At 62.8% G+C, this 19,183-nt stretch carries 18 protein-coding genes; 16 read left to right on the forward strand and 2 right to left on the reverse strand.

The features are described from left to right. Positions 1-181 precede the first annotated feature (181 nt). Positions 182-1,915: an extracellular solute-binding protein gene (locus tag GM909_RS15015; RefSeq protein ID WP_198174268.1), complete on the reverse strand. Its 1,734-nt coding sequence runs from the start codon at positions 1,913-1,915 to the stop codon at positions 182-184. 16 nt (positions 1,916-1,931) lie between these two features. Further along, on the reverse strand, positions 1,932-2,852 hold the full coding sequence (locus GM909_RS15020) for an NAD(P)-dependent oxidoreductase (RefSeq protein ID WP_157017239.1): 921 nt from the start codon (positions 2,850-2,852) through the stop codon (positions 1,932-1,934). Positions 2,853-3,056: 204 nt separating this feature from the next. Here GM909_RS15020 and GM909_RS15025 point away from each other — a divergent pair, with 204 nt between their 5' ends. The 16 genes from GM909_RS15025 (at position 3,057) to GM909_RS15100 (ending at position 19,181) form a co-directional block, all read left to right on the forward strand. Continuing rightward, entirely contained in the window at positions 3,057-4,124 is a 1,068-nt protein-coding gene (locus tag GM909_RS15025; RefSeq protein WP_157017241.1) for a 2,3-butanediol dehydrogenase, read from the forward strand. 34 nt (positions 4,125-4,158) lie between these two features. Beyond that, positions 4,159-5,229, forward strand: a complete 1,071-nt coding sequence (locus GM909_RS15030) for an SDR family oxidoreductase (protein ID WP_157017243.1) — start codon at positions 4,159-4,161, stop codon at positions 5,227-5,229. Positions 5,230-5,252: 23 nt separating this feature from the next. Next, positions 5,253-5,537 carry a YciI family protein gene (locus GM909_RS15035; protein ID WP_157017245.1) on the forward strand — a complete coding sequence of 95 codons (285 nt, stop codon included), beginning with the start codon at positions 5,253-5,255 and terminating at the stop codon, positions 5,535-5,537. Then, the gene (locus tag GM909_RS15040) at positions 5,537-6,577 is read left to right on the forward strand and encodes a Gfo/Idh/MocA family protein (RefSeq protein WP_157017247.1); all 1,041 of its coding nucleotides are present in this window, start codon (positions 5,537-5,539) and stop codon (positions 6,575-6,577) included. Before GM909_RS15035 ends, GM909_RS15040 begins: the two co-directional genes overlap by 1 nt. Continuing rightward, the gene (locus tag GM909_RS15045; protein ID WP_157017249.1) at positions 6,574-7,554 is read left to right on the forward strand and encodes a zinc-dependent alcohol dehydrogenase; all 981 of its coding nucleotides are present in this window, start codon (positions 6,574-6,576) and stop codon (positions 7,552-7,554) included. The genes GM909_RS15040 and GM909_RS15045 overlap by 4 nt, the downstream gene beginning before the upstream one ends. Before the next feature lie 28 nt (positions 7,555-7,582). After that, the gene (locus tag GM909_RS15050; RefSeq protein ID WP_198174269.1) at positions 7,583-8,620 is read left to right on the forward strand and encodes an ABC transporter permease; all 1,038 of its coding nucleotides are present in this window, start codon (positions 7,583-7,585) and stop codon (positions 8,618-8,620) included. After that, a complete protein-coding gene (locus GM909_RS15055; RefSeq protein ID WP_157017251.1) occupies positions 8,601-9,665 on the forward strand; it encodes a substrate-binding domain-containing protein in 1,065 nt (354 codons plus the stop codon). Before GM909_RS15050 ends, GM909_RS15055 begins: the two co-directional genes overlap by 20 nt. Before the next feature lie 73 nt (positions 9,666-9,738). Beyond that, complete coding sequence (locus tag GM909_RS15060) at positions 9,739-12,261, forward strand: ATP-binding cassette domain-containing protein (protein WP_198174270.1); 2,523 nt, start codon at positions 9,739-9,741, stop codon at positions 12,259-12,261. 6 nt (positions 12,262-12,267) lie between these two features. Next, positions 12,268-13,329 (forward strand): maleylacetate reductase, encoded by a 1,062-nt coding sequence (locus GM909_RS15065; RefSeq protein WP_157017253.1) that lies wholly within the window; start codon positions 12,268-12,270, stop codon positions 13,327-13,329. Positions 13,330-13,342: 13 nt separating this feature from the next. Then, the gene (locus tag GM909_RS15070; protein ID WP_157017255.1) at positions 13,343-14,200 is read left to right on the forward strand and encodes an intradiol ring-cleavage dioxygenase; all 858 of its coding nucleotides are present in this window, start codon (positions 13,343-13,345) and stop codon (positions 14,198-14,200) included. 11 nt (positions 14,201-14,211) lie between these two features. After that, positions 14,212-14,994 carry a glucose 1-dehydrogenase gene (locus GM909_RS15075; protein WP_157017257.1) on the forward strand — a complete coding sequence of 261 codons (783 nt, stop codon included), beginning with the start codon at positions 14,212-14,214 and terminating at the stop codon, positions 14,992-14,994. Further along, positions 14,991-16,076: a ketopantoate reductase family protein gene (locus GM909_RS15080; RefSeq protein WP_157017259.1), complete on the forward strand. Its 1,086-nt coding sequence runs from the start codon at positions 14,991-14,993 to the stop codon at positions 16,074-16,076. Before GM909_RS15075 ends, GM909_RS15080 begins: the two co-directional genes overlap by 4 nt. A gap of 49 nt (positions 16,077-16,125) precedes the next feature. After that, the gene (locus GM909_RS15085; protein ID WP_157017261.1) at positions 16,126-16,437 is read left to right on the forward strand and encodes a putative quinol monooxygenase; all 312 of its coding nucleotides are present in this window, start codon (positions 16,126-16,128) and stop codon (positions 16,435-16,437) included. Continuing rightward, the gene (locus GM909_RS15090) at positions 16,434-16,961 is read left to right on the forward strand and encodes a VOC family protein (protein ID WP_157017263.1); all 528 of its coding nucleotides are present in this window, start codon (positions 16,434-16,436) and stop codon (positions 16,959-16,961) included. Before GM909_RS15085 ends, GM909_RS15090 begins: the two co-directional genes overlap by 4 nt. A 522-nt stretch (positions 16,962-17,483) precedes the next feature. Continuing rightward, positions 17,484-18,458 carry a DUF3991 and TOPRIM domain-containing protein gene (locus GM909_RS15095; protein ID WP_157017265.1) on the forward strand — a complete coding sequence of 325 codons (975 nt, stop codon included), beginning with the start codon at positions 17,484-17,486 and terminating at the stop codon, positions 18,456-18,458. A 123-nt stretch (positions 18,459-18,581) separates the two neighbouring features. Continuing rightward, the gene (locus tag GM909_RS15100; RefSeq protein WP_157017267.1) at positions 18,582-19,181 is read left to right on the forward strand and encodes a DUF1419 domain-containing protein; all 600 of its coding nucleotides are present in this window, start codon (positions 18,582-18,584) and stop codon (positions 19,179-19,181) included. The last annotated feature ends 2 nt before the right edge of the window (positions 19,182-19,183 follow it).

The following is a 19,183-nucleotide window of genomic DNA, read 5'->3' on the forward strand; positions in this document are numbered from 1 at the left end:
GCGCAAGCACTCCGGCCGCTCTCCCCACACTACGCGTCAGCGTTGGGCGCTAGCTAAAGCATCGACCCCTGGGAGGTACGCCTGCGGGAGGGGGAGTTCGGGTGAAGGTTAGGAGCCGCCCTGCACGAGGTGGCAGCGTGAGGTCGGCTGGGTCAGTTACATTTGCAGCCGCTGAAGGCTGCTAACGCTGCGCCGATTTCAACGTTTTCAGGATACGGTTCTCCGCATCCCGCAGCGCCTGCTGTGGTGCCTTGCCTACGAAAACGGCGTCGTGAATTTCCTCGCCCAGCGTCCGTTCGATCAGGTTGAACTGCGGCACAGGCGGCCGGGCCCATGTCACCAGTTCGCTCCTGCGCGCCATCCGGTCGACCATGCTGACGATGGGCGAGGAGGCCAAGGCCTCGGGATCGGCGCAGACGGAGAAGCGCGGTGCGACGGGAAAACCGTTTTTTACATGCGCCTTCATCGCCTCGGGTGAAACCATCCAGGCGATCGCACTCATGATGTGCCGCTGGCGCTCGGGGTCGACGTAAGCCGGGATCGTCATCAGGAAACCGCCGACTGGCGCCGACACGCGACGCATTCGGCGCGAGGGGGGCGGAAGATAGGCCACGCGTCGCGCGACCCTCGAACTCAGCTCGTGCTCAAAGCGGGCGGCGCGCATCGTCCAGCAATAGGTGAGCGCTGTCTGGCCGGACATGAAGTAGTGGATGCGCCGATCCCAGTCGATGCTGGCGATGTCTGGTGGCGACACCTCGGCGAGTTGCTTCATATATTCGATGACCTCGAGCGTGTCGTCGGTGTCGATCTGGAGCTTCAGCGTCTCAAACGTGTCGAAGCTCCAGCTTTCCTGATTGTGCAGCGGCATGTCGATGACGGTGGTCCGGCATGCCGCGAGGAAGAACATGAAGGAATTCGCGATGGGCATGCCGCGCTGCCCGTTCCACCCGATGCCGTAGAAGTCGCGGCCAGGGTCATGGAACGCGCGCGCAGCGGCGATGGTCTCATCGAAAGTCTTGGGGAAGGGCATATCGCGAGTCTCGAACAGATCCTTGCGCGCAGCGAGAATTTCGATCGTGCAGTAAAGGGGGATTCCGAACTGTGTTCCTTTCCAGTTCCCCGTTCCCCAGACCGAAGGGTGGAAGTCGAGCGGGTTGATGGCGGCATCCGCGATCAGATCGCCGAGCGGCGCGAGGTCGCCCCGCTCGGCGAACTCGCCGAGCCACGGCATGTTGATCGACACGATGTCGTATGCGGGATCCTTCGTCTCAAAACTCCGCCGCGCATTGGCGTAGAGGTCGGGCAGGCGCTGAAGGTCGAAGTTGCTCTTGCGGCCAAAGTCATTGCGGAAGTCGGACCACATGTTCCGCATTGCTACGAAGTAGTTGTCGTCGTTGAGCAGGAACTTGATGTCGGAGAGGCCCATCTCCTCGAGGTCCTCGCCGCGGATGGGCGAGATGATCTTGGAGCCGAAGTAGCTGCCACCGAAATAGTATTCGTTTGCCTCGGTGCCCTTCCTCAGGCCGAAGGTTTTTGCGAGATGCGCCTTCACGTGCGTGGCATAGGTCATGAAGGTGTCTAGCAGCACGTCCGTCGGCTCGAGGAAATGCGTCTTGAGCCCGTTGCCGCGCGGGACCTGCCGGATGAGCCCGTCCTCGATCATATTCGTAATCATGCGGTTGCCGGTGCTGTAGGGTACGTCCGCAAGCGTGATCAGACCCGACTTGTCAATCGGGTTCAGGCGCAGATGGGCGTCCACGAGCTCGAGCGTGATGTTGAGATAGACGTCCGGTTTGGCCCCGGGCATGCGCTCGTCGAAGGGCTGCCGGAGCCTTCGCAGGAAATCTACAATCCGCGACACCTCGTGGCTGGTGAGTTCCACATCCTGTGGCTGCAATTTTTCCGCGTGTCGCACTTCTGCCTCTACGTCATTACAAATTACGGTGCCATTTCACCAAAGAGAAGAAATCTTCTTCGCTAAGCCCCGCGTTCGCTGCCGCGCGGTATAGCTCAAGAATTAGGCCGTTGACTAGAAGCGGCACCTCCTTGTGGCGCGCGGCATCGCTGATCAGGGTGAAATCCTTCATCATCTGGGCGACTGAGAAGGCGGACGAATAGTCGTCCGAAACCACTGCGTCGACCTTGTATTTGAACAGGGGCGAAGCGACGGCGCTCTCGCAGATCACCTTCATCATGTCCGATCTGGACAGTCCCCCGTGTTCTCCGAGGTTTAGCGCTTCCGCCAGAATCGCGGATGACGCGCCGACGAGTGTGTTGAGCACCAGTTTCATGTAGCGCGCCTCCTCTCCCAGGCCGAGCAGGAGCTGCTTGGCCGATACGGCTTTGAGGAAGGGTAGGGCGGCGTCCCAAGCCGTTTCGTCACCCGAGGCGAGAATGGTGAGGGAGGCTTGCTCGGCCATCGCCGTGCTGCCCGAAAGCGGAGCGCGAAGGTAATGAATCGCTTTGGCAGCCAGAGCCTTGGCGACAGTCTCCGACGCTTGCGGCGAGACCGTGCTCATCTCGACGAAGACGGCGCCGGGGCGGAGCATTTCTGAAAGAGACACGCCCTCGCTTCCCTGACGCCCGAGCGCAACTTCTAGCAGCGCATCGTCGTTCGGAAGCGTCGCGAAGACGATGGGAGACTCGGCGTGATGCGCCAAGGTGTCGACAGCGGTCGCACCTTGGTCGGATAGCCATGCTCGCTGGTCCTCGCGAGGCTCCGTAACGACGAGATCGACGCCCGCGGACAGAAGGTTCAGAGCCATTGGCGCGCCCATCTTGCCTGCCCCAATCCAGCCTGCGCGCCTGCCCGACAATACGTTCTTGCGAGCTGCGTCCACCTTCCGATCCATGAGTCGTACCTCCGTTGTCCTGCCCTTGATCCTACGTTTCCACTTCGGGTTAGTAGCGGGCAATTTCTCCAAAGCGGAGAAATTATCTGCGCGACGGTCGGATTGGTTTGCTACGACTTTTCGGCAAATGAGCGCGTTTCGTGCCCCAAGGAGGACACGGTGGCGTAGCGCGCTCGCCGGAGCAGACAAGAGGGAGGGTAGTCCTTGAGAGCGGTACGTTTTCACGGTGCCAAGGACATTCGTGTCGAGGATGTGGGGGAACCAGCGGGCAATATCGCAGCGGACGACGTCCTTATTGCGCCCATCGTCACCGGTATCTGCGGCACCGATCTTCACGAATACGTTACAGGCCCGATTGTCACGCCGGTCCAGCCGCACGTCTATACGGGTGCCGCCAACCCACAGATACTCGGACACGAGTTTTCGGCCAGGGTTCTCGCCGTGGGAGACGCAGTCAGCTCGGTCTCGGCAGGCGATCGTGTCTCGGTCCAGCCGCTCGTTTCGCCTCGACACGACTACTATGGCAAACGCGGCCTCTACCATTTGTCCCCGCAGCTCGGTTGCGTGGGTCTCAGTTGGGCCTGGGGCGGCATGGGCGAGAAGGCGATCGTCAAGGACTACAACGCCCAGCTCGTGCCCGACGGCATTACCGACGAACAGGCTGCGATGATCGAGCCCGCGGCGGTTGCCCTGTACGGCGTGGATCGCGGCGGGGTCGAGGCGGGTTCCACCGTTCTCGTTTCGGGGGCGGGCCCGATAGGCGCGCTCACGGTTCTCGCCGTCCGCGCAGCGGGTGCCGCGACGGTTATTGTTTCCGAACCGAACCCTAACCGCCGCCGCATCATGTCCAATATGGCGCCCTACGCCCACGTCGTGGACCCGGGCTCCGGTGACCTTGCTCAAGTCGTTGGCGACTTCACAGAAGAGGGCGTGGGCGTCGACGTCGCCCTCGAATGCGTGGGCCTGGAGGCATCGCTCAACGCCTGCGCCCAGTCCGTCCGCCGCCAAGGAAAGGTGGTTCAGGTGGGTCTGCACATGAAGCCTGCGAACGTCGATGCGATGCTTTGGGCGCTCAAGGACATCACTGTCGAGGCGACCTGGTGCTACCCGACGCAGATCTGGCCGCGCATCGCTCGGATGATCGAAGCCGGCATCTTCCCGGTGGAGAAAGTCATCACAGCACGCATCGGCGCCGAGGATGTGGTCGAAAAGGGCTTCGAGGCGCTGCTCGATCCCGCGGGCGAGCAACTGAAGATCCTCGTGACGACCTGATCAGAAGCGACATCGAAGAAAGAGAGCCAGGATAATGACGGACAAGAACGTCGCGTTGATCGTCGGGGCCACGGGGCTCTCGGGCAGCTACACGGGCCGCCACCTCAAGGACAACGGTTGGACCGTCGCAACTGTGTCGCGCAGCGACGCGGATCTGGACTGGTCCGACCGGCACATCGCGGCCGACTTGACCGATGCCGAGCAGAGTAAGGCTGTGCTTTCGGCTGCCGCCGATGTCAGCCACGTCTTTTACTGCACTTGGTCGCGGCAGGCGAGCGAGGATGAGAACGTCCGCGTCAACGGACTGATGATCCGGAATCTATTCGATGGTATCGCGGACGCGCCGGTGAAGCATGCGGCTCTCGTCACTGGGCTGAAGCACTACCTCGGCTCCTTCGATGACTACGCGAAGGTCACGCCTTACACGCCGTTCCTGGAGTCGGGTCCGCGCCTGCCTGGGCCGAACTTCTACTACGCACAGGAGGACGTCCTCTTCGAGATGGCCGAGAAGAGGGGCTTCAACTGGTCCGTGCACCGCCCGCACACGATGATCGGGCTTGTCGTCGGCAACTACATGAACATGGCCGTGACGCTCGCTGTCTACGCCTCGATCTGCAAGCACACCGGTCGACGCTTCGTGTTTCCAGGCTCGCCGCAGCAGTACAACTGCGTCACCGACGTGACCGATGCACGGCTTCTTGCGAAGCAGCTTCTCTGGGCAGCGACGACACCCGAGGCAGCAAACATGCCGTTCAACACCGCGAATGGCGACGTCTTTCGCTGGACATGGCTATGGAAGCAGATCGCTGACTACTTCGAACTGGAGGTCGCAGAGTATCCCGGCCACCCGACGCCACTCGAGGAGCAGATGGCCGGTGCGGACACGATCTGGAAGGAGGTCGTGTCTAAGCACGGCTTGCAGGACACCCCGGTGAACAAGCTCGCCTCCTGGTGGCACAGTGACGCTGATCTCGGGCGTGAGCTCGAATGCTTCACTGATATGACCAATAGCCGGAAGCTCGGCTTCGACGCCTACCAGGCAACGCGCGGGAGCTTCATCGACGTCTTCGACGAGCTGCGCGCGCGCAAGCTTATTCCGGCCTGAACCCAAGGAGCAGGGACAAGAAGATGCATTATGTCGTCCATTGCCTCGACCATGACGGTGCCGTGCAGAAGCGGCTCGACAACTACGAGGCCCACAAGGACTACCTCGCTTCCACATCGATGAAGACGGTCATTTCGGGGCCTCTTCTCGCGGATGACGGAGAAACCATGATCGGCAGCTGTTTTGTGGTTGAGGCCGACAGTAAGGCGGACGTGGAGGCCTTCAACGCCAACGATCCCTTTGCCAAGGTCGGCCTTTGGAAGCAGGTGTCGATCCATCCGTTCAATAAGCGCGTGGACAACCGGTGATGGCGGGTCCCGTTAAAGTCGCGCTCGTAGGCCTCGGCTGGTGGGGGCAAAAGATGCTCTCGGTACTCGAAGCCGCGCCGGAGGAAATTGCGGTTGTCCGCGCCGTCGAGCCCAACCTCGACGCCGTGCGGGAGCTCTGCAAAGGCAAGGGCATTCCGCTCTCCACCGACTATACGGACGCGTTGGCCGATCCAGAAGTGGAAGCCATCGTCCTTGCCACGCCGCATTCCATGCACACCTCCCAGATCGCAGAGGCCGTGGCCGCGGGCAAACACATTTTCTGCGAGAAGCCACTCGCGCTGACCGCCGAGGAGGCCGCTCGCTCGGTTGCGCTCTGTGCTGTGGCGGGCCTTGTGCTTGGCATGGGCCATGAGCGGCGCTGGGAGCCGCCAGTGGCCGAGATGCTGGCGATGGCCGATGCCGGCGAGCTCGGTCGCATTCACCAGATCGAAGCCAACTTCAGCCACAACAAGTTCGTGAACCTCGACAAGGACAACTGGCGAGTGAAGTCGACGGAGGCCCCTGCGGGCGGCATGACGGCGACTGGAATCCACCTTCTGGACCTGTCGGTTCGCTTACTCGGCCCCGCAGAAAGTGTGCTCTGCATCTGCGAGCAGCTCTCATCGGATCTGCCCCAGGGCGACACGGTAGCTGCTTACATCAAGTTCGCGGGCGGCGGCACGTCCTACGTCTCGGCGTCTCTCGCCAACCCCTTCATGTCGCGCTTCACCGTGTACGGATCGAAGGGCTGGATCGATATCCGCGACAAGGCCCATGTAGAGGCTCCGGACGGCTGGGTCGTGACCTCCGCCCTGACGGGCGGCCCCATCAAGTCGGTTGAGATCGGCAAGTCGGAGCCCGTGAAAGACAACCTGGTCTCCTTCGCACGCGCCGTTAGGGGAACGGAGGCCTACCCGATCACCGCTGATCACCTGGTCAACAATATTGCGCTCTTAGAGGCGGTTTTCAGATCCGCACTCAGTGGCGAAATTGAGAAAGTGGCCCGCCCGGCAGGTAATAAGCTGGAGAAAGCGTTATGAAAGCCCTGATCTTCGACAAACCCAAGAAGCCTCTGATCACGCAGGTGCAGACGCCCGTGATTGGCGACAACGAAGTGATGATCCGCTCGCGCCGCGTGGGCATATGCCACTCGGACTACGAACTCTTGGCCGGCCAATACATCATTCCGATCTCCTATCCCGTCACCCCCGGCCACGAATGGGTGGGTGAGGTAGTCGAGGTCGGTAAGAACGTATCGAGCCTTGGGGAAGGTGATCGGGTGGTGGGCGAATGCGTCATCCAGACACCCGAGCGCATCCACCATTTCGGCTTCTCAATGGACGGTGCGGACCGCGAATATTTTGCGGCCCGCCCCGAATGGCTTCACAAGCTCCCCGACGCCGTCGACGATGCCCAGGGCGCGCTGATCGAACCCTTAACCTGCGGCTATTATGCGGTGCTGCGCCACGGCGGAGTAGACGCTTCGCAGACGGTCGTGGTCTCGGGCGGCGGCACCATCGGCCTCGTGTCCGCGGCGGCGGCCATAGGTATGGGCGCGCGGGTGATCGTGGTGGATCCAGTGCCACTCCGCCGAGACATCGCGATGAAGCTCGGCGCGGACGGCACCGTCGATCCCTTGGACGGCGACCCGGTCGAGACGGTGAAGGAGATGACGAAGGGCGGCGCGGACCTGACTGTCGAATGTGCAGGCCATCCCGCCTCGCTCGCCAACGTTTTCGACTACACCCGCGATGACGGCTGCGTATCGATGGTGGGCATCAACATTAGCCAGAAATTCCCAGTAGAACTCGGCAAGATCCAGATCAAGAACCTCTCCGTGAAGGGCTGCATCGGCTCACCCGGCGTCTGGCCTGCGGCGATCCGGTTCCTGGAGCGGACGGGCCTCGATCTCTCGCCGATCCAGACCCACACCTACGGGCTCGCCGACGCGCTGAAGGCACTCGACATCGGCAGGGATCCCGAGAAAGCCGTGAAGGTCACGCTGGAGATCGCCTGAGGGCGAAACGGGCAGGGAGGCGCGGACGATGACACAGGCCCGCAATGTCGATACCGGCAAGGCCATGCGCATGGGCGGCGGCATGGCGCTGTCCAAGGGATTCGTGACGATCGTGGTCTCGACAATCGCGCTGATAGTCCTGTGCTTCATCTTCGCGCCATCTGCCGTGACGGCGGGCTCGCTCATGGGCAGCCTCCCCTTCGCCGCTGTACTCGCCATCGTCGGACTCGGACAGATGCTGGTCGTCCAGCAGGGAGGCTTCGACCTGTCGGTGCCGGGCGGCGTCTCGCTCGCCGTAGTGATCGCCACGCACACGGCCAACGGCAACGACACACTGCTCCTGAATGCAGTGTTGTTCGCCTTCGGCTGTGCGCTGTTAGCGGGCGTCCTTAACGGGCTCATGGTTGCGATCTTCAAGCTGAACGCGATCGTCGCCACGATCGGCATGAACACGCTTCTCTTTGGGGCTGTTTTCGCCGTGTCAGGCGGTGTGCCACGGATCACAACAGATCTCCTAGCCGAGATCGCAGGCGCCCGCACCTTTGGCATCCCGAATTCGGTATTCTTCGGCCTTGCCATCCTCACGCTCGTCTCCTTCGTCATGAAAAGGACCGTCGCCGGGCGGCGCTTCGAGGCCATAGGGGCCAATCCGCAGATGGCCCGCACGGTTGGGCTGCGCGTCGAGGTCTACGAGGGCATGGCCTATGTAATGGCGCAGCTGCTCTACTGCACAGCCGGCATTCTGATCGCGGGCATCACGAGGGAGCCGACAGCCTTCCAGGGCAACTCGCTTTTGCTGCCGTCGGTGGCCGTGGTCGCGCTCGCTGGAGTGTCGCTTCTGGGTGGGCGCGGCTTCCCGATCTCTGTCGTCGTCGCCGCCTTCTTTCTCAACCAACTGAGCCAGTTCGCACTGTCTATCGGGATTCCCTATTCGGCTCAGACCATCGTCCAGGCCCTCGCCCTCGTCTTCGGGATCGGCGTCTACTCGATCGATTGGGCCGGGCGCTTCAAAAACACCAACCAGCGTTCAACGGAGGAGGAAAACCATGGAAACCAGACTGCTTAAGGGTGGCGTCGCCGCGCTTGCGCTAGGCGCTGCCTGTACGCTCGGAACCGCCGCGTCAGCTCAGGACACGCCGTCCTGGTGCGGAGCAGCGAAAGCCACACTCGCGCTGCTTGACGGGTTCGGCGGCAACAGCTGGCGCATCGTTACGGCCGAGGCCGGTCGGGAGGAAGCCGCCCGCTGCCCCAACATTACGGAATACTTCTATGCCGATGGTCAGGGTGACACCCAGCGCGCGATCTCGGACATCAACTCGATGGCTGCCCGCGGTGTCGACGCGCTTGTCGTCTTCGGAGATGCCGGACCGGCGGTTCTTCCCGCACTCACCAATGCCTACCGCTCCGACGCCGTCGTCGTACCCTACCGCGTTAATGTCGGCGGCGAGGCTGGCACGAACTACACCCGCTTCGTCGGCGCGTCCTTCGTGGACGACGGTATCAGCTGGGGCAACTTCATCGCCGAGCAGTTCCCGGACGGCGCGAACATCCTCTTCCTCTCCGGTCCCGCCGGCAACAGCCAAGGGCTCCAGGAACTCGAGGGCATGCGGCAGGTGCTGGACGACAGCTATGTCTTCCTCAATCCCGAACCATTTGCCGTCACCAACTGGGACCCCTCGCTCACGCAGCAGGTCCTGTCGGCGGCCATCGCGCAGCATGACAACATCGACGTGATCGTGTCCGACTTCGGGCCATCGCTTGTGGGCGCCCTTCCAGTCTTCGAGAACTTCGATCGCTCAATCCCGACGATCGTGACCTCGGACGGCAACTCGCTGGGCTGTTTCTGGAATGAGAACCACGAGAACCACCCGGACTTCGATCTCTTCACGATCGAGACCGGGACCGACAACGTCCGCCTGGCCGTGCAGTGGGCCATCGCGGAAGCCACGGGCGGCGAGGCGCCCGACGCCGAGGTCTTTATCTCCAGCCCATTCGAGAACTCAGTCACCGGCGAGCCAAATCCCGTGCAGTGCCGCGATGATCTCCCCGGTGCGATCTACCTGTCTTCCGGCGTGCCCGCAGACCGTCAGGCAGAGCTCGTCGGCAACTGATCCGACCAGGCTCCGGGCGGGCGATCCCTCCGGAGCATCCCCCGCTATCAACGGGACGACGCGAATGATGCAAATGGCCGAACTCAAGACCTCCACGGACACCGTCGACATCAGGAACGAGGCTCCGGCCCGCACAGTGATCCGGATGACCGATGTCTCAAAGGCGTTCTCCGGCGTTCAGGCGCTGGCGAATATAAGCGTGGAGTTCTTCGCCGGCGAGGTGCACGCCATTCTCGGTGAGAACGGCGCAGGCAAGTCCACGTTGATGAATATCATCACCGGCGTCCTTCAGCCGGATACAGGGCGCCTGGAGTTCGAGGGGCGGGACGTAATGCCGCTCGACCCCGAGAAGTCCTCGGCGCTCGGTATCTCGATCTCCTATCAGCATCCTGCGATCCTCGAGGACATGAGCGTGCAGGAGAACCTGCAAGTGGCTTTGCCTGCGGACGTGTTCGAGACCAGAGGTCTTCGGGAAACTGCCCGGCGCCTTCTCGACGAAGTCGGCCTCCACGTGCCGCTCAACATGCGGACCGAGGAGCTTACCGTTGCGCAGAAACACCTGTTGGAGCTGGCCAAGGCGCTCGCCTTAAACCCTAAGGTCCTGATCCTCGACGAACCGACGGCCTCGCTCGATCAGGATGCGACCGATATGCTCTTCGCCCGCGTGCGCGATCTAAAGGCGAGGGGCACTTCCGTCATCTACATCACGCACCGTTTGGCCGAGCTGCGGAAGATCGCCGATCGCGTCACGGTCCTGCGCGACGGCCGCAAGCGCGGCAGTACGCTCGCAAGCGAAGTGTCAAACCAGGACCTGCTCGACATGATCGTCGGGCGAAAGCTGGAATCGGCCTTTCCACAAAAGTGCGAGGACCCGAGCCCGCTTGTCAATTTCGAGGTGAATGGGCTCACGGGGCGCAAATTCGCGGACGTGGAGTTCGAAGTTGGCCGCGGGCAGATCATCGGCATCGCAGGGGTGGAGGGCAACGGACAGGTCGACCTGATGCGGGCGCTTGCGGGTCTGCAATCGTGGAAGGGCACGATCAAGCTCGACGGCAAGGCGCTCTCCGCGCGGCAGATCAAGCACAAGGCCGCATACATGCCGTCCGACCGGCATTCCGAGGGCGTGGCCAAAGATCTCACCGTCCGCGAGAATGCGACTGTCGCTTCGCTGGAGAAATACGCGACAGGAGGCGTCCTCAGCCGCCGCCATGAAGACGAGAAGGTGCAGGAGGTATTCCGGTCCCTCGCTGTCAAGGCGTCCAGCACCGAGGCCAAGATCCTCTCTCTCTCGGGTGGAAACCAGCAGAAGGTCGTGATGTCTCGCGCGCTCCTCTCGGAGCCCGGCTTCATCATCGCCGACGAGCCGACGCAGGGCGTCGACGTTGGTGCACGGTTCGAGATCTACCGCATCCTGCGCGAGGTCTCTAACGCGGGCACGCCCGTCATCGTCAACTCGTCCGATGCGGCCGAGCTCAAGGGGCTCTGCGACGTCGTCGTGGTCATGTCGCGCGGGCGCATCGTCAAGACGCTGCGCGGAGACGAGATCACTGAGCCCAACATCGTCGGCGCCGCTGTCGCCGCCGACACCGAGACCCACCACTCCGAGGAGGCGCGCAGCTCCGCGAGCGGGATCGGCTTCAAATTCCGCCGGTTCGTCCAGACCGACAACGCGACGGTCGTTCCACTCACCATTGTGGCGGTCCTGCTCGCGCTCTACATATTCTGGCAGAACGAGAACTACCTCTCGTCCTTCAACGTCTCGAACATACTGATCCTCGCAACTGCGCTTGGCTTCATCGCGCTTGGGCAGACCATCGCGCTCCTGATGGGCGGAATCGACCTGTCGGTGGGGCCGCTCGCCGGCTTCCTCGTGGTGATTGGCTCCTTCTTCGTGAACGACGGACAGGCAGCGACCACGATGGCGCTCGGCTTCGTGCTGATGTTCTGCGCGGCGCTGCTCGTGGGTCTCATCAACGGCTGCCTCATTCGCTTCGGCAACTTCACCCCAATCGCCGCGACACTCACGATGTTCATTGGCCTTCAAGGCATGAGCTTCGTTCTGCGCGATGGCCCGGGCGGCTACATCGCCTTCAGCGTCATCGACACGCTGACATATCGGATCGGATCCGTGCCAATTGCCTTCATCCTGCTTGTCTTCTTCGCGCTCGTCGGTGAATGGGTTCTCCGCCGCACCCGGCCTGGCTGGCAGCTCCGCGCGGTGGGTTCGAACGAGGAGTCGGCCCGGCGGATCGGGGTGCGGATCGACCGAACCTTCATCGCCGGCTATATCGCCGTCTCTCTCCTGACCTTTATTGGCGCGATCATGCTGATGGCGCAGATCGGCGTCGGCGACCCGGCGCAGGGCGTGAACTACACGCTTGGCAGCATCACGGCGGTGGTCCTCGGCGGCACGAGCCTGCGCGGTGGACGGGGTACTTTCATCGGCACAGTTCTGGGCGCGCTCCTCCTGACCGAGGTTCTGAACGCGGTATCCTTCCTTGGCCTCTCGCAGACGTTCCAGTACGGGTTCCAGGGCTTCCTGATCCTCGTTGCGGCGTTGATCTACTCGACCGCGCGCCGCCGGCCCGAGGAGTGAAGACAAATGGATACTTTCATCTACAACGCCGCGCCCGGCCGCGTGATCTTCGCCTCCGGCGCGCTTGAACGGGTAGGCGACGAGATCGAGCGTCTCGGCTGCAAGCGCGCGCTTATACTTTCGACACCGTTCCAGAAGCCTGATGCGGAGCGTCTCGCTGAGCACCTGGGCAACCTGGGGGCGGGTGTTTTCGCTGAGGCCGCGATGCATACGCCGGTGGATGTCACGAAACGCGCGATGGCAGCCTTCGAGGCCGCGGGGGCCGATTGTGTCGTGGCGCTCGGTGGCGGCTCGACTATCGGGCTTGGCAAGGCGATCGCTTGGCGGAACGACACGCCGCAGTTGGTCGTGTCGACGACGTATGCCGGCTCGGAGGTCACCGACATTCTCGGACAAACCGAGGGCGGAAGGAAAACCACGCTCCGCGATCCAAAGATCCGGCCAGAGGTCGTGATCTACGACCCCAACCTGACGCTCGGTCTGCCCGTCGCGATGAGTGTGGCGAGCGGCCTGAATGCCATGGCCCATGCGGTCGAGGGGCTCTATGCACCCGACGCCAACCCGGTGACATCGCTTATGGCTGTCGAGGGGCTGCGCGCCCTGCAATCTGCATTGCCGATCATCGTGCGGATGCCGGAGGACATCGACGCGCGCGCCGAGGCGCTCTACGGTGCCTGGCTGTGCGGCATCGTGCTCGGCTCCGTCGCCATGTCGCTCCATCACAAACTCTGCCACACGCTGGGCGGCGGGTTCGACCTCCCGCATGCAGAGACGCATGCGATCCTTCTGCCGCACACCGCGGCCTACAACGAGACGGCAGCAAGGGAACGGCTGGCGCCTGCCGCAGCACTCTTCGGCGGTGATCTAGGCGGTGGCCTTCACGACTTCGCGGCCGGAATGGGGGCGCCGCTCTCGTTGAAGCACCTCGGCCTGAAGGCCGAAGAGATTGAGCGGGCCGCCGAAATGGCCACCCAGAACCCATACGCCAATCCTCGGGAGGTCACGCGCGACGGTATCCTTGAACTGCTGACGCATGCGCATTCAGGAAAACGCCCCACCGCAAGCTGAACGGAACGAGACCATGATCGAACATGCCAAGATCGACTATTTCACCGAGGAAGGCTCGGTCGACGCGGTGAACGCGCGGATCTCAGGCGACACGAACGGCCGGTTGGCCGACGTGATGCGCAGCCTCGTGACCCACCTCCATGCCTTCATCAAAGACGTGGAAGTCACGCAGGAGGAATGGGCAACGGCCATCGATTTCCTCACGCGCACAGGGCAGATCTGCGACGACAACCGGCAGGAATACATCCTCCTGTCGGACGTGCTCGGAGTCTCGATGCTGGTGGATGCGATCAACAACCGACGGCCCACGGGAGCGACCGAAAACACCGTTCTCGGACCATTTCATGTTGACGGCGCACCGGAGTACCAGATGGGCGCCAGCATTACTCAGGCCGGCGGGCGCGAGACGTGCCTGTTCGAAGGGAACGTGAAGGACCTCGACGGCAACCCGGTCGAGGGTGCGAAGATCGACGTCTGGTGCGATAGCGAGGACGGCTTCTACGATGTGCAGCAGCCGGGCGTGCAACCTCGTCACAACAATCGCGGCGTCTTCACCACGGGCCCCGACGGGCGCTACTGGTTCCGCGGCATCAAGCCTGTCTCCTACCCGATCCCCGACGACGGCCCGGTCGGCCAACTCCTCACGAAGCTCGGCCGCCACCCGTATCGTCCCGCTCACATGCATTTCATAGTCGGCGCACCCGGCTACGACACTGTCGTCACGCACACTTTCGTCGACGGCGATCCCTACCTGACGTCCGACGCCGTTTTCGGTGTCAAGCGCAGCCTCATCGTGCGGTACGAGCCGGTCACGGACGGCAATACGAAATGGCGCGCGGAATATGACTTCGTGCTGCACAGAAGCGAGTAAGGAGGAAAGACATGGCTGAACACATGGGAGGCGTGGTCGTTACCGGCGCGGCGCGCGGCATCGGGCTCGCCGTCGCGCGGCACGCGGCGAAAACGGGATACGGCGTCGTCATCGGCGACATCGACGAGACGGCGGGGAAGACCTCAGCGGAGGAGATCAAGGCCGACGGCGACCAGGCGATCTTCTGCAAGCTCGACGTGACCGACCGCGCGTCCGTGGCCGCGGCAATCAAGGACTGTGAGGAAGCATTCGGACTTCTACATGGCATGGTCAACAACGCGGGATTCAACCGCCCCATGCCGTTTCTCGAGGCGACCGAGGAGAACTGGACGCAGATCATGGCAGTCAATGGCCTCGGCGTCCTGATCGGAATGCAGGAATCCGGCAAGGCGATGATCGCGGCAGGCCACAAGGGCAAGATCATCAGCACCGCCTCAATGGCGGGTCGCGCGGGCTTCGGAGACTTCGCCCCCTACTGCGCGAGCAAGGCCTCGGTCATCAGCCTGACGCAGGCGGCAGCCAAGACGCTCGCGCCCCACGGGATCTGCGTCAATGCCTTCGGGCCGGGCATCGTCGATACCGAGCTCTGGGACGGTCTCGACCGCGACATGATGGCGATGGGAGCGACATCCAAACCCGGCGAGGCGATGAGCACCTTTGCCGCAGGCATCCCGCTCGGCCGCGTCTCGCTGCCTGAGGACGTGGCGGGGACCGTCGATTTTCTGTTGTCTCCTGCCTCGGATTACATGACCGGCCAGTGCCTGATGATCGACGGCGGGATGATCATGCAATGACCCACCGACAAATTGGGAGAAGTGACTTGAATCAGAAGGGCAGCCCCCGAATCGCCTTCGTCGGAACGGGAGCGCAGGGCGCGTCAATTGCCGCCGACTTCGCGGTCGCGGGACTCGACGTGACCTTCATCGATCAGTGGCCCGCGCATGTGGAGGCAATGAGGGCGAACGGACTGACAGTGAACCTACCAGAGCGCCAGATCCATACGTCGGTCAAAGCTATGCATCTTTGCGAGATCGCCGAGATCAAGGAACTCTTCGACGTCGTCTTCATGGTCGTGAAAGCCTACGATACCCGCTGGGCCGCCGAGATGATCAAACCGGTGCTGGCCGAGGACGGTTTCATCATCGGCCTCCAGAACGGCATGACGCACGAGGACATCGCCGGAATCGTCGGGCCGGAACGGACCATCGGCGCAGTGATCGAGATTGCTTCCAACATGTGGGAGCCCGGGATCACGAACCGCCAGAACGACACAGACGAGTCGTGGTTTGCTCTGGGCGCAGTCGATCCCGCACAGCAGCACCGCGTGGAGGATGTCGCAAAACTCCTGCGACATTCGGGGACGGTGGAGGTGGTGGACGACATCAAGTCCGCCAAGTGGATGAAGCTCGTTGTGAACGCCGCCGAACTCATCCCCTCGGCGATCATCGACACTGCGCTTAGGGAGGCGGCCGAGGACCCTGAATTCCTCGATGTGATGCGCGTTGCTGGCTACGAGGCGATGCAGGCTGCACTGGCGGACGGCGCCACCATCATGCCGATCATCGGCATGCCGCCCACGATGTCGAACGATCCCGACCGCTACGTGGACCAGATCTTCGACATGGTTCTCAGCACCTTCTCGCGCGACGACACGCTGACCTGCTCACTGCAGGACTGGCGCAAGGGACGGCGGGCCGAGGTGCAGGAGGTGAACGGCATCGTTGTGGACGTCCTCAAGACGCAGGGACGCTCGGCGCCGATGAACGACTTGGTCGTGGAGATGGCCCTGGAGATCGAGGCCGGGCGGCGCCGTCCGGGCCTGGAGAATGCCGCGCGCCTGATCGAGGCGTGTAAAGCGATGGCAGTCGAGGCTTAGGCGCCAGGCCAGCCGGGGAAATCCAGACTTCGTAGCGGAGGAGAATACAATGACCGAACAACTGACGGTGATCGCCCATCTCAGGGCACTCGACGGGCAGATCGAGGAGACGAGGGCGTTTCTGCAGGGGCTGATCACGCCCACCCGGGCCGAGCCCGGCTGCGTCGAATACTGGCTGCACCAGGACAACGAGGATCCGGCTGAATTCACTTGCTACGAGAACTGGACCAGCCGTGCCGAGTGGGACAAGCACATGGAAATGCCCCATCTCAAGGAATTCACGAAGGTCAAGGACAAGCTCTTCGAACTTCAGAAGCTTCGACTGATGACGATGATCTGCGGCCCCGAGTCCAAGAGATGAGCGCCGGTCTTCCCGGGCTTTACGGCACCGACCATGTCGGTTTCACCGTGCCCGACATCGATGCAGCGACACGCTTTTTCGTCGAAGTCATCGGCTGCGAGGTGGTCTTCGAAATCGGCCCCTTCGTCGCTGACGACGACTGGATGAAGGCCCATCTCGACGTGCATCCTCGCGCTGTCATCAAGACACTTAGGATGCTCCGCTGCAAGAACGGGCCGGCCTTCGAGCTCTTCGAATACGATCTCGAGGGGGCCAGGCAGTCGCCTCCCGCGAACAGCGACGTCGGCGCTACCCATCTCGGCTTCATGGTCGAAGATATGGCCGCAGCGGTTGCGCATCTGAAGGCGCACGGCGTCGAGGTGATGGGCGATCCAACCACGATGACCGAAGGTCCGTCCCAAGGGCTGACCTGGGTCTACTTCAAGGCCCCTTGGGATATGCAGCTGGAATTGGTCAGTTATCCGAAGGGCATGGCTGTGACGCAGGCGGACCCCACCGCCCTCTGGTCGCCGAAGGCCGTCTGAAGGCCGATAAATCTTCACAACTAGGAGGGCGGCCAAGTGTAACCCCACCTTGTTTGTGAGTAAGACTTTGGCATTCCGTATAGAATCTGATTCCGGTTGGGGTCCTGATCGGCGCCGGTTGAGATCGATGGTCAATCCGATTCTGAAATTTGCTCAATGGGATAAGCTCAAATTGTGCAGGGGTCGCTGTTTGCGCGCCGATACACCGAATTCTATCACTGGGCCAAGGTCGCCGCCGATGTTGCTCGCATCTCCCCGCAGGCGGAAATGGACATCGTGACCGCGATTGTCGCCGAGGAAGAGCGACGCAGCGGTTCACGTGCGGGTGTGCGTGCCGCTTGCGCGCGGCGCCCGGCAAGGGAAGCTTCGCCGCGGCGGGCGAGATCGGCCCGGCCCCGCAAATCTGCCGTGTTGCCCGCCGCGCCCTTGCCCGTCTTGCTCTTCGCGGCGTGCCGATCCTCGTTCCGGAAAGACCGGGAGCGGGAATCGGATAAGAGGAGCGCGCGAAGGCGCGGGCGAGATATGGAAAAAGCAGACCTGGAAGAGCTGAGAGGAAAAGTACCCTGCAACGCCGTGCTGGAGCAGGCAGGGTTTGCGCTCGATCTCAAGGAGAGCAGCCGCAAGGCGATGAAGTATCGCCGTGCCAGCGAGATCATCATCGTCATCCATGACGGCAAGGGCTGGTTCGATCCCTTGTCCGATGCGAAGGGCGACGTCTTCTCTTTGGTGGAACATCTCGACGGCATTCCTTTTGCCGCCGCGCTCTATTTCGTCGCCGAGCTGGTCGGCTTCACGCCGTCCGAGCCGATCTGGACACGCGACGCCAGGGACCGCGCGCCCGACCTGACGATCGTGGAACGCTGGCGGGTCCGGCGCAAACCTTGGCCCGGCTCGGCGACATGGCGCTATCTCCACGACACGCGCCACATCCCTGGGCGTGTCATCCGAAAGGCCATTGCCGCGAACCTCCTGCGCGAAGGCCCGAAGGGCAGCATGTGGGCCGGCCACACCGATCACGCCGGTCAGGTGACCGGCTGGGAGGAGCGCGGTCCCGATTGGCGCGGCTTCGCGACCGGAGGCGCCAAGATGCTGTTCCGTCTCGGCCGGTTCGATGCGCCCCGACTTTGTGTCACCGAGGCGGCGATCGACGCCATGAGCCTGGCCGCGATCGAGGACGTTCGCGCGGATACGCTCTATCTCAGCACCGGCGGCGGCTGGGCCCCGGCCACGGCCGAAGCCCTTCGAACATACGCCCATCGGCCGGGCGCCCATCTTGTGGCGGCCACCGACAACAACGCGCAGGGCGAGACATACGCCGGCCGTCTGCGAGACCTTGCGGCCGAGTCAGGAAGCGGGTTCGAGCGGATGTGTCCGCTGGAAGACGATTGGAACGCCGAACTGGGAAGGAGTGAGGAATCGAAAGGGAGGGAGAACTCGAAGGGAGACGGCTACCGCATGCCCGCCGGCCGCCTCAAGGGTGACGCTTCGCCCGGCTGACGCCGGCCCTTGACCCGGCCGGACGGAGAGGCGGCCGCTTGAGAGGGGTCCGGAAGGGCTGAAGACGATGGTGAATCGAGAGGATGAGCCGCGCTCCAGCCCCGGAGGCAAAGGAGCCCACCAATGACCCTCTCTCCCATCCGCAAGATCTATTTCGGAATTGCCGATCGCCGGCAGATGTTCCGTCTGTTCGATCGCCACGCCCAGCGCCCCTACCGCTGGCAGAACGACGAAGGCGCCCTGTTCGCGGGCGAATGGTTCGAGATCGCCCGGCCCGAACACGACTACATGCTCGATATCCTGCCGCCGCTCTGGATGCGCGGTGAGATGTTCGCCCTGGGCGAATTCCTGGCCGGCAGCATCACCAGCGTGTTCTATGCGCTGCGCATCAATGGGACGGACCGCTACTTCCATGCCTATTGCGATCTCGCCTGGCCGGGTTCGCCGGTCGAGATGCGCGACGCCATCGTCGAGCGGGAGCGCCGCCCGGTCAAGGCGATGACCCGCGAGGAGCGCATCGAGCACATCTGGAGCGCCACCGAAGACCGTTATCGCGGCTATGCCGGGCCGAATTTCCGACCCGAGCATCGGGGCAAGCGCACCGTCATCGTCTATGGCAGGCATGGAAGCTGTTTCGCGCTGCTGGATCATCTGACCGACGCGCAGATCTCGGAAAAGCTTCCCGTTCATCTGCGCCACCTGCCGCTGCTCGAGGCCGCGTGAGG

The organism is Mesorhizobium xinjiangense, assembly GCF_009749525.1.
Classification (GTDB): domain Bacteria; phylum Pseudomonadota; class Alphaproteobacteria; order Rhizobiales; family Rhizobiaceae; genus Mangrovimarina; species Mangrovimarina xinjiangensis.